General features: G+C 67.3%; 8 protein-coding genes. 4 read left to right on the top strand and 4 right to left on the bottom strand.

Annotated features, from left to right (window positions below; genetic code table 11):
* From N177_RS14995 to N177_RS14985, 3 genes are all read right to left on the bottom strand, one after another.
* Positions 1-324: a hypothetical protein gene (locus N177_RS14995; protein WP_023433223.1), complete on the bottom strand. Its 324-nt coding sequence runs from the start codon at positions 322-324 to the stop codon at positions 1-3.
* A complete protein-coding gene (locus N177_RS14990) occupies positions 321-1,607 on the bottom strand; it encodes a GTP-binding protein (protein ID WP_023433222.1) in 1,287 nt (428 codons plus the stop codon). Before N177_RS14990 ends, N177_RS14995 begins: the two co-directional genes overlap by 4 nt.
* Positions 1,608-1,717: 110 nt before the next feature.
* Complete coding sequence (locus N177_RS14985) at positions 1,718-7,537, bottom strand: DUF4082 domain-containing protein (protein ID WP_023433221.1); 5,820 nt, start codon at positions 7,535-7,537, stop codon at positions 1,718-1,720.
* Between the two features lie 262 nt (positions 7,538-7,799).
* Here N177_RS14985 and N177_RS14980 point away from each other — a divergent pair, with 262 nt between their 5' ends.
* From N177_RS14980 to N177_RS14970, 3 genes are all read left to right on the top strand, one after another.
* Positions 7,800-8,048 (top strand): hypothetical protein, encoded by a 249-nt coding sequence (locus N177_RS14980; RefSeq protein WP_040485924.1) that lies wholly within the window; start codon positions 7,800-7,802, stop codon positions 8,046-8,048.
* 177 nt (positions 8,049-8,225) lie between these two features.
* Entirely contained in the window at positions 8,226-8,873 is a 648-nt protein-coding gene (locus tag N177_RS14975; protein WP_040485923.1) for an SOS response-associated peptidase, read from the top strand.
* A gap of 335 nt (positions 8,874-9,208) precedes the next feature.
* Positions 9,209-9,571: a hypothetical protein gene (locus tag N177_RS14970; RefSeq protein WP_023433218.1), complete on the top strand. Its 363-nt coding sequence runs from the start codon at positions 9,209-9,211 to the stop codon at positions 9,569-9,571.
* Between the two features lie 118 nt (positions 9,572-9,689).
* Here the strand turns inward: N177_RS14970 and N177_RS14965 are convergent, their stop codons facing one another.
* Positions 9,690-9,974 carry a hypothetical protein gene (locus N177_RS14965; protein WP_040485922.1) on the bottom strand — a complete coding sequence of 95 codons (285 nt, stop codon included), beginning with the start codon at positions 9,972-9,974 and terminating at the stop codon, positions 9,690-9,692.
* A gap of 281 nt (positions 9,975-10,255) precedes the next feature.
* On the opposite strand from N177_RS14965, the gene N177_RS14960 reads away from it, so the two are divergent.
* Positions 10,256-11,323, top strand: coding sequence for a class I SAM-dependent methyltransferase (locus tag N177_RS14960; RefSeq protein WP_023433217.1), 1,068 nt, complete (start codon positions 10,256-10,258; stop codon positions 11,321-11,323).
* Positions 11,324-11,404 lie beyond the last annotated feature (81 nt).

Raw genomic sequence — 11,404 nt, 5'->3', positions numbered from 1 at the left:
TCAGCTGAAGTTCGGGGAGGAGTTCGCCGGTCTCGGCACGGCTTGCACGGACGCGACGGGCCGATGCCCCCGCCCTTCGTCCTGGCGGGCATCCGCCAATCGCCTCACCGCCCCCGCCTCGACGAGGCCCGCCAGGGCCTTCTGCATCAGGTCGACGGCGTTCGCGAAGCCGTCCACGGGCATGATCACCCTCTGCCGAAGCACGGCCTTCGGGTTGTTGTTGGCGTCCCGCTCGTCCGGCGAAAGGCTGACGAGGTCGAGGCGCACGATGCCTCCGGTCACGGTGATCTCTCCGATGCCGTCGGCGAAAAGCTCTTCTCTCATGGCGTGGTCTCCCGTGGGTGTTCATGAACATCGTGATGCGCGTGGCGGTGGATGGGCGCCCCGTCGGGGCCCCAGTCGGCGAAGGGTCCCTCGAACAGGCGCGCCGGTGCCTCCTCGCCCGGAGACAGGATGCAACGGTCGAGCGCCTGGCGGATCTCTGCTTCCGGCAGGTTCACGCCGATGAAGACGAGCTCCTGGCGGCGATCTCCCCACGGCGCGAGCCAGTGCCGGTCGATGAGCTGACGGAAGGCCGGATAGCGTGGCCAGCGCTCGCGAGGAACGGCGGCCCACCAGTAGCCCTTCTTCTCGACCCGGCTCTGGGCGCCGGCCACGGACATGATCCCCGCCGTGTCCGGGCTGGAGGCGATCCAGAAATGTCCTTTCGCCCGGATCAGCCCGGGCCATTGCCGCGCGAGGAACTCCCCGAGCCTGGCCGGGTGAAACGGGCGCCGGTTGCGATAGACGAAGCTCGAGATCCCGTATTCCTCGGTTTCGGGAACGTGGTCTCGCCACCCGTGGAGCTCCTTGTGCCAGAGCGGGTGCGTCTTGGACTTCGCCTCGTCGTAGAGCCCGGTCTCGAGAACGGCTTCGAGCGGCAGGCGACCGTGGTCGGTCTCCACCACCCTGGCATCCGCATTGAGCGCGGCGATGACCTGCCGAAGTCGCACGAGAGCATCCGGCGTCACGTCCGACACCTTGTTGACGACGATCACGTCGGCGAACTCGATCTGCTCCACCAGGAGATCCGCTATCCCGCGCGTGTCGTCGTCGTCCCGCACCTCACCCCGCGACGCCAGCAGGTCTCCGCTCGCGTAGTCCGAAAGGAGGCTCGTGGCATCGACCACCGTGACCATCGTGTCGAGCCGGACCAGATCGGACAGTGACGCGCCCACCTCGTCTCTGAAGGAAAAGGTCGCGGCGATCGGCAGCGGCTCGGCGATCCCCGTGCCCTCGATGAGGAGCGCGTCGAACCGGCCCTCCGCCGCGAGGCGTCGCACTTCCTTGAGAAGATCCTCGCGGAGCGTGCAGCAGATGCACCCGTTGGACAGTTCCACGAGCGCTTCGTCCGTGTGCGACAGGTGGCCCTCGCCGCTTCGCACGAGGTCGGCGTCGATGTTGACCTCGCTCATGTCGTTGACGATCACCGCCACCCGCCTGCCCTGCCGGTTGCCGAGCACGTGGTTGAGGAGGGTGGTCTTGCCGGCGCCGAGAAAGCCCGTCAGCACCGTCACGGGAAGCAGCCGTTCACGCGCGCGGCGCGCTGGGCCCGCTCCGGCCGCCATCCACGCTGGCCTCGCCGCCCGGCCGGGCAGTCCGCGCCACGGCACCACCCGCCCCTGCGCCGCCACGCCCGACCCGCCGTCCCGGTGTTCCCCCATGGTCCCCGCCCCGCTCAGGCGGCCAATGTGGGAACGAAGAGGACGTCGACGTAGTAGTTGGTCCTGTTGAAGCTGCTCTCCGGGAACGTGCCGCTCGCTCCGTAGGCGTAGACCCCGTTGCCGTTCTGCGCGGTGGATGCGAGGCCTCGCAGATCGCCACGTTCCACGTCCGACTGGAAGAAGTTGCCCGTCGCGGAATAGTAGCCGTTCGAGTGGTACGAGACGACGTAGGTCGTGTCGGCCTGGATGGCGATCGGCGTGTCGAAGAGCGCGGTCTGCCAGCCACTGGCGGTCTCGTTCGTGAAGGTCACGGCACCGAGCAGGCCGCCGGTCGCCGTCCAGAGATGGCCCTCGTGGGTGCCGGTGTTGTTCGGCCCCTTGTAGAACCTGATCCCCGTGATCGAACCCGCGACGTCGGCCTGGAACCTCATCCCGAGTTCCACCGGGCTCGCATCGTTGACCGTGACGACAGCCGGAGTGGCGCTGGCGGCGAAGACGCTCTGTGCCTCCGCAGCCGGCTGGACCGAAAGCGAGACGCTGGCAGTGTCGCTCCCGCCGTTCCCGTCCGAGATCGTGTATGTGAAGCTCGCCGGCCCCTGGTAGCCCGACGTCGGCGTGAAGGTCACGGTATTCGACAGCGCATCGAACGCGACGTTGCCGTTCACGGCCCCACCGGCGGAGATGATCGTCAGAGTGTCCCCATCGGGATCCGTGTCGTTGATCAGGAGGGCGGAGGCCGGCAGCACGAGCGCGGTGCCCGGCGCGGTGGTGAAGCCGCTGTCGTCGGCCGCAACCGGAGCCAGGTTGCCCACGCTGGGTGCAAAGAGGACGTCGACCCAGTAGTTGGAGGAATTGTAGGAGGCGTTCGGGAAAACCGTGCCCGTCCCATACCGATAGACACCGTTGGCACCGGCCGGTGCGGTGAGCGGGCCGTTCGAGCGGCTCGTCGAGAAGTATCCCGCATCGGCGTAGTAGCGGCCGTTGGAATGGTAGCTTGCCACGTAGGTCGTGCCGGCGGTGACGCTCACCGGGTCGGAGAAGGTCAGCGTCTGCCACCCGGAGGCCGTCTCGTTCGTGAAGGTTCCGGTCGCCAGAAGGGTGCCGGTGCTGGTCCAGAGCGCACCGGTGTGGGTCCCGACATCCTGTACGCTCTTGTAATATCGGATCCCCGTGATCTGCCCGCTCTGCGAGGACACGAACCGCATGCCGAGCTCGACCGAGCCCGGGTCCGAGGACGCCGAGGAGCCTGGCGCGGCGCCGGGAGCGAAGAGCCCGATCACACCGTCCGAAGCCTGGAAGGTGAGGTTGACGGTGGCCGTGTCCGTCCCTCCCCACCCGTCGGAGATCGTGTACGAGAAGGAGGCGGGACCCGCGTGTCCCGCATCGGGCGTGAAGGTAACGAGGCCCGAGAGGAGATCGAAGGACGCGACGCCGTTGACGCCGCCGCCGACGCTCTGGATCACGAGGGGATCGCCGTCCGCATCGGTGTCGTTGGCCAGCAGGGTCGTCGCCGAGATCACGATCGGCTGGTCCTGCTGGCCCGTGAACCCGCCATCATCCACGGCGCTCGGCGGGACGTTGGGCGCCGGGGGGTTGATCGTGAGCGCGACGTCGGCCACCGCCGTCGCTCCGAGGCTGTCGGTGATCGTGTAGGAGAATCCGGCCGCCCCGGCGTAGCCCGCGGTCGGTGTGAACGTGACCTGGCCCGTGGCGGTGTTGAGCGAGACCGTTCCGTTCTGGGCGTTGCCGACGGCCGTGACCGAGAAGGCGTGACCGTCCGGATCGCTGTCGTTCGCCATCAGTGTCGAGACGGCGATGACCAGCGGCTGGTCCTGAGAACCCGAGAAAGGCCCGTCCGCCACGGCAACGGGCGCTCCGTTCACCGCACGGTCGAAGACGACATCCACCCAGTAGTTGCCGGCCTGGTAGGTGCTCGTGGGAAACTGCGAGGCCCCCACGGCATAGACGCCGTTGCCGCCCGATGCCCCACTCGAGGGGGCGGTGAGAGGGCCGTTCGTCACCGCGGACGTGAAGTAGTTGGCCGAGCCTGAATAGATCCCTTGCGTATGGTAGCTCGCGACGTAGGTTTCGCCTGGCACCAGACTGATCGGTGCTGCGAACGAGAAGGTCTGCCAGCCACTCGCGACCGGGTTGGCGAGCGTCGTGGTCGTGGCCAGCGCGACGCCCGCAGACGTCCATAGCGTCGCCGAATGCGGTCCCGTGTCGCCCTCGGTCTTGTAGTAGCGGATGCCGGTCACCGCGCCGGCCTCCGAGGCGACGAACTTCACGCCGAGTTCGAGCGCCACGCCGTCCGAACTGGGGCCTCCCGAAGGCCCCTGCACGTCATCGAACAGTGTGAGGCCGACGCCCTCCTCGTTGACCACGAGGCTGACTGCCCCGGTGTCGGTGCCGCCCCGGCCGTCGCTGATGCTGTACGTGAAGCTCGCAGCGCCGCTATACCCTGCGGTGGGCGTGAACCGCACCGTGCCCGACGCGACATCCATGGCCACCGTGCCGTTGACCGCGCCACCCACGGAGGCGACCGACAGCGTGTCGCCGTCACCGTCGACATCGTTCATCAGAAGGGTCGGCAAAGTGACCGCGAGGGTCTTGCCCGAGGCGATGGTGAAGCCATCGTCGTCCCCGGCAACGGGGTCGAGGTTCGGAGCCGGTGCGTTGATGGTGAGGTTGACCGTAGCTGTAGCCGTGCCGCCGAAAGCGTCGGTGATCGTGTAGTTGAACGAGGCGGGCCCGAGGTGACCCGTCGCCGGCGTGAAGGTGATCGTGTTCGTCTGGACGTTCAGCGACACGATGCCGTTCACGGCGCCACTGACCGACGTGATCGAGAAGGGGTCTCCGTTCGGATCGCTGTCGTTCGCGGTGAGCGCGGTCCCCTGGATCGTCAGCGGCTGGTTCTGCTGGCCCACGAAAGGTCCGTCGTTGACGGCGACCGGCGGCGTGTTCGAGGGCACCTCGTCGGGGGAGAAGACGACGTCGACCCAGTAGTTCTCGTTGTTGTACACGCCGGTCGGGAACGTCCCCGCCGGCCCGTAGCCGTAGACGCCCGCCGCCACCGGGGTGCTCAGAAGCCCGCTGCTGTACGACGTCGAGAAGTAATTCGACGTGCTGGAGTAGAACCCGTTCGTGTGATACGCGGCGACATACTGGACGCCCGAGGCGATGTTTATCGGGTCGCTGAACTCGACGACCTGCCATCCCTGCAAGGTCTCGTCCACCGAATTGGCCGTTCCGAGGAGCTGGCCGTCAGCGGTCCACAGGCTGACCTCGTGCGCCCCGATATTGTAGAATTCCTTGTAGAACCGGATTCCCGTTATCTGCCCGGAGGTCGATGCCTGGAAGCGCACGCCGAGAGAGACCGGGTCGCGATCCAGGACGGTCGACTGGGCCGGCTGTGCCGCAAGCGTCCACAGGCTCGCGGTGTCCGGCAGGTTGACGGTCACCTGGGCCGAGCTCGTTGGACTTTCGAGATTGAGGCTGTCGTCGGCGGCACGGGACAATATCGTGTAGGTACCGGCGGCCTGCGCCACCCAGGTGTAGCTCCACGTCTCGCGACCCGACGCCTTGTGCCAGGTTTGGCCGCCATTCGTCGACACCTCCACGCCCGCCACGAGGCCGCCGACGTCGGCAGCCGTGCCGGTGATCGTGATCTTCTGGCCTTCGACGAGGCTGGTCCCTCCCAGGGGAGACGTGATCGTCGAGGTCGGGGCCGAATTGTCGGTGGTCCCGGTGGCGAGGACCAGGCTCGCCATCAGTGTTTCGGGCTGGATCCCCATGTCGGCGAACATGTTGACCATGGCCTGCTGAACGTTCGGATCCGTCGGCGTCGGCTCGGCGTCGTGCCGGTCCGACAGCCCCCACGACCAGTAGACGGTGCCCGCGCCGAACACGAGGGCGCCGCTCTCGGCGCGGTACATCGTCAGGCTGTGATCGACGACGTTCGGCCCGATCGACGTGCCGTAGTCGCGAAGATACGTGTCGACCGAAACCGTCGAGAGCGACAGGTTGATCAGGCCGGCCGGGCGGAAGCCGTTGTCGACGTCCGAATCCCACTCGTAGCCCAGCAGGTTGGGAACGAGCGTCGCGGTCTGCCCCGGCGCGAGATTGGCGACGTCGGTGTTCCGCCAGAACCGGAACTGCGACATCTCGTAGGGAATGCTGATCGTGTCGAGCCGGTAGCTGTCCACGGTGAACATCGTCCCGGTGAGGGAGTTCTCCGGCTCCTGCCCCGGGTCGGCGAAACGCGGATCGCGCCAGGTTCCCGTGTTGATGTCGCTCGGATCGATGTCCGTGTGAGCCCAGGTCTCCTTGTAGCAGACCATGGTGCGGTACGGCGTCCCGTTGCCGTCGATGCTCGTCTCCCAGCGGACTTTCCAGTAGACCTCGTTCCCGCTCCAGAACGCCAGGTTGACCCCCGCGTCGCGAGCCGCCTCGACATTCGCCCGCTGCTCTCCAGACCAGTACTCGTCATGGCCGACCGACAAGAACGCCTTGTGATTGAGCAGCATCTCGCCCGACCGGGACGTGTCGACGCCTGAGATGTAGGAAATATCGTAGCCGTTCTGCTCGAGCCAGTAGAGGGCGGGATACTCGGCACCGAAGATGAAGTCCCACGCGCCGCCGGAAGGACTGCTCGTCGTGATGTAGGGGCGGTTGAAGCTGACGGCATACGCCCTGCCGATCGCCGTCAAGCCGCAACTGCAGTTCGGCGGCAGGTAGCTCATCATGTCCTCGGGGTTCGTCGGGACCTCGCCGTAGTAGAGGCTGGCCCCGCCCCATGCGTTGTACGCCTGCCATGTCGTGTCCGAGGTCTGGAAGACGATGTCGCTCGCTGCGGCGTCGTCGCGCACGACGAACGGGATCCAGTTGGCGCCCTCGGTCCCGTCCTGACGAACGAGCTTCGCCAGGTAGATGCCGGACACCGCATCCTCCGGCACTTCCCAGCTGGCCGACACATCCCAGTTGCCGGCGTCGATCAGCCCGATGTCGTAGTCGACGATGGGATGAGGCTGCACCTGCGGCGACGACAGATTGCGCTGTATCGTGTCGATCTTCCGCGCGCCGTCGCCGCCGTAATAGCCGAGACGGTAGATGTCGATGCGGTAATCCGTCGAATTCGTCGCGATCTTGAAGTCTATAGACTCTCCGATATTGACGCTGACTTCCGTCGCGAAGCCCTGTATATTGTTGTTTCCGATACCGTCGACGAGACCCCATTCGCTTTCCGGGTTTCCCTGCTTCTGGTTCTCGAGCACGATCTTGTTCGGTCCGGCGGCCGCCACCGGCCCGGCGCCGCTCTCCGCGCCTTCCGTCTGCGGCGCCACGGCATCGCGCGCCATAGCCTCGTCCCCGATGGCCGGCATGGGAATGGTGAACATCGCAGCCGGCGTCACGCTTGTGACCGGATCAGCGGCCGGACCGACGACGGCGGAAGACGACTGCGGCAGAACCTCGTGCAAGTCCCGCCTGCCCGGCACGATGCTCGTCGGCGACTGCACCGCGACCGGGACCGATTGCAGGTCGTTGAGCAGAGCCCCCGCCGCGTCCGGGCCGAAACGGAGGGGACCTGCCGCCTGATGCGATTGCGGTGGCACGTCCGGCAGCCCGGACGAAGCTCGCTTCGATGTCGCGAGATCGCCTTCCGCCGGCGATGCCGCCGCATCCTCCGCAGGATGGGAAACACGTGCCGCCTCGATGAAGTTCGCCGCCCATACCCATCCTGGCGCGATACTGACGGCAAGATTGGTTTCGCGACTCTCCGGTGTCCGGCGCATGGTGGCCTCGGCGTTGAAGGGGAAGGCATCGATCGTCGCCATCGTACCTTGCGCCGGAGGAGATGGCCGATAGATCGAAGGCGCTACATCGCCCCCTCGCTCGATTGACCTATTGCTGAAACCTGAAACTTATTTTACCAATGTTTATTTCAAGGATACTTTTTCTTGGTGTTTGTTAGCTATATATCTTGTGTTACTTTTATTACTTAATTCCATATAGAAATCGTCGTCTGAAATGATATCTGGGTTTACATGCAGTCCCGTCGCAGCGGGCGCGCGAACAGACAGGCGGCAGAGCACGAACGTGACAACAGATGAGATCGAAGGACGGATTCTGGCTCTCGAGGTCATATCCGCGACTTCGCTGAGTCTCTATCTTGCAAGCCTGCGGGACGATGAGGACCGCTCGGTCGCGCGCGCCCTCATGGAGCAGATGCGGGAGTTGGTGCGCCTCGAGACGGCAGGACTGTCCGGCGAGACGACCCGCGCGGCGATCCTGTTCGCCGACAAGATATTCGGCGAGATCATGCAGGACCTGTCCGAGCACCACTAGCCGATCTCCGGGTGGGGCGTTCGCCCCTACCCGTCTCACTTGGGCGCCACGGCATCTTGCCTTTGCCGGTGGCTCGTCGCCGGGCGCTGGTCACCCCGCCTGTATCGACCGGAAGAGCGATACCTGTCCCCATACGGATACATACTATCTGCCGGGCGCAGTTCCACGGCTGGAACCATGACAAACCTCTATAGCCTGGCGAAGGACTACCGAGCAGTCCTATCCTTCACGGAGGCTGTTCCCGAGGTGGCGCTCATCCCCCTGCCCCTGACGTCCATATCGAGGCTGTCGCAGGCACCGGTCGTCCACAATGCGGATCATGACAGGAAGGTCGTGCTGATGCGGTGGGGGATGCCCGGGCCGAAGGCCTTTGGCGGAAGAGCCATGACCGACGTGCGCGATACGCGTCATCCGCACTGGCAACGGTGGCTGGGGCCCTCCTGTCGCTGCCTCGTGCCCGCCACCTCCTTCTGCGAATACAGGAACACGAGGCCCCGCAGGACATCTTACTGGTTCGCCCTGAACGAGAGCAGGCCGATTTTCGCGTTCGCCGGGATCTGGACGACCTGGCACGGCCCGCTGGGCCGGGGACGGACCGACCCCGGCGGCGAGCGGCTCTACGCGGTGCTCAGCACCCGCGCGAACGGCGTCGTCGCCACCATCCATCCGGAGTCGATGCCTGTCATTCTCACGACGTCCGAAGAGTTGGACGTCTGGATGCGGGCCGAGTGGGAGGAGGCGCGAGAGCTGCAACGGCCGGTCCCCGAGGACGCCCTGACCATCGTGGCTCACGGGACCCGCCAGGACCCCCCGAAGGCCGCCTGACGACCTTCCCTCCGCGCAGGAGAGCCGTCTGCGGACGCCGGCGGCGAAGCCTTCTCCGGCGGCCGCGGCGACCGTCTTCAGGCCTCAGGGGGTAGACCGTTTTGAGGTATGGCCCGCCTTCCGGCAGGGGGATGTATAGTGGCGGATGCTCCCGCAAGCGCTCTGTGCGGGAGCGGGCGGCGGAGAACCGTCGGCAGCCCTGAGATGAGCACCGTCCGTCGAACATGATGCCTTCGCCACCGGGTGCGGGTCCGGCAGACCGATCGCCGGCACGTCTGGGGCCCGGGCGGGATGCAGGTTCGACTGTTCAGGCCGTGGTGGCCTCTGCGAGGCTGATGATGTTGCACTCCCCCACCCCGTGGCATCTGTCCCCGATCAGCAACTCGATCCGCGACGGCGCCGGCGTCCGCATCATCGATGCGCATCCCGGCCGGTTCGGGGAGGACGAGACGAGCCATGCCGACATGGCCTTCGCCGTCGCCGCGTGCAACGCCTACGAGCCCCTCCTCGACCTTCTCTCCCGGATCGCCCGGGCGGGCGTTCCCGATCCGCGGCTGCGCGAGGAGGTCGAGGCGACCCTCGTCGCGGCAGGGGCTGGAAAGCTCGACGACGGGTTCATGCGGTCGATCTCGGAGGACCTGGAGCTCATCCACCTCTCCGCCTCGCGCTTGCGGCGCCTGTCCGCCACCCGGCCCTGAGGGAACTGCCACGGGTTCCCTCGCGCCGGGCGGCCCACCCTGCCGGCGCCCTCGGCCCGCTTTCGACATCCGGGTCACCACCGGCCATCCCGGAGCGGGCGTGGAGAAAGCACGCCCGTCACGGGCGGTCGCCGGGGGGCACGGCCGCCCGCTCGCCGGCGGTCCCGCCGTCGCCTCGGGACGCCGAGTCTCCGCCGGGCACGGGACGCTCCGCGTGCCGGCCAGCGCGAACGCTCCCCGCGAGCTTCTCGAAACATGCAAGCCGCTGATCGGGGCGCTCGACGGAGCGGCACAGCCGCATCTTCAGGAGCAGTTCGCCGACGACATCGTCCGCATCCGCCATCGCTGCCCCGATGGCGGCGAGCCACGCCGACAGTGCGAAGGCGACCGGCTTCATGGCCATCCCCCGGGGTCTCGCGCCCGCCGGTCGCCCGCTTCGTCAGGCCGTTCGAACGCGGCCGCTGCGCCGGGTCCCCCAAGGCGGGGGTGGTCATGATAGCCGAGCGGAACGGGCGGCGCACATATCCATGCGGGCGATTACCCTGCAGGCACCAACGCTCGGGCCAACGCCCGGGGCCGATCTCCCCTCCGGGGCGCACGCCGATGGTGGCAGCTGCCGGAAGCAACATGAAGGAGCGGCGCGGGACGCGGGGCTCCCGCGCATCGCTCTCACGGGAGACGAGCATGAACATCCACACGACGGCTTCCCTCGACGAAGGACGGCTGAACGCCCTCATGGGCACGGTGCTCAACGAGATCGGCGCGGCGCACAACGCCACGCTCGTGATCATCGGCGAGAAGGTCGGGCTCTACCGCGCGCTCGCGGAGAGCCGGGAGCCGCTGAGCGCGGCCGGGCTCGCGGCGCGAACCGGCGCGTACGAGCGCTATGTGCGCGAGTGGGCCTGCGCCCAGGCGGCCTCGGGCTTCGTCGGCTACGACGAGACGACCGACCGCTTCTTCATGACGCCCGAGCAGGTCGCCGTCTTCGCGGACGAGGAGAGCTCCACCTACCTGGCGGGAGGCTTCCAGGCCCTGTCCGCCGTCTATGCCGGCGAGCCGCGGCTGGCGGCGGCCTTCACGACGGGCGAAGGCGTCGGCTGGGGCGAGCACTGCAACTGCCTCTTCTGCGGCACCGAGCGCTTCTTCCGCCCGGGCTACAAGGGCCACCTCGTGGCCGAATGGCTTCCCGCGCTCGACGGCGTCACGGAGAAGCTCGAGCGCGGCATCCGCGTCGCCGATATCGGGTGCGGTCACGGCGCCTCGACGGCGATCATGGCGGAGGCCTTCCCGAACTCCGAGTTCGTCGGATACGACTTCCACGAGCCGTCCATCCTGGAGGCCGGGGCGAAGTACCGGGCACCGAACCTCCGCTTCGAGGTCGCCAGGGCGCAGGACTTCCCCGGCACGGGCTTCGACCTCGTCGCGATCTTCGATGCGCTTCACGACATGGGCGACCCGCTCGGCGCCGTATCCCATATCCGGGCGGCGCTCTCGGAGGACGGAACGCTCATGGTGGTCGAGCCGAAGGCCGGCGACCGGCTGGCCGACAACCTGAACCCGGTCGGCCGGGTCTTCTACGCCGCGTCGACGAATGTCTGCGTGCCGGCCTCGCTGGGGCAGGACGGCAGGGCCGCGCTCGGCGCACAGGCCGGCCCCGCGCGGCTCGGCGCGCTCCTCCGGGACGGCGGCTTCTCGCGCGTGCGCACGGCGATCGCGACGCCCTTCAACATGGTCCTCGAGGCAAGGCCGTAACGGCGCCGAGAGCCGGCGGCGCCGTTTCCACGATCGATCCAACGAAGAGCCCCACGCCACCCTTCTAGGGCGAGGCGCGGA

Origin of the sequence: Lutibaculum baratangense AMV1 (assembly GCF_000496075.1) — a bacterium.
Lineage (GTDB): Bacteria > Pseudomonadota > Alphaproteobacteria > Rhizobiales > Tepidamorphaceae > Lutibaculum > Lutibaculum baratangense.
The sequence above is the reverse complement of the archived record's forward strand: the minus strand, read 5'-3'. Positions and strand labels throughout refer to the sequence as shown.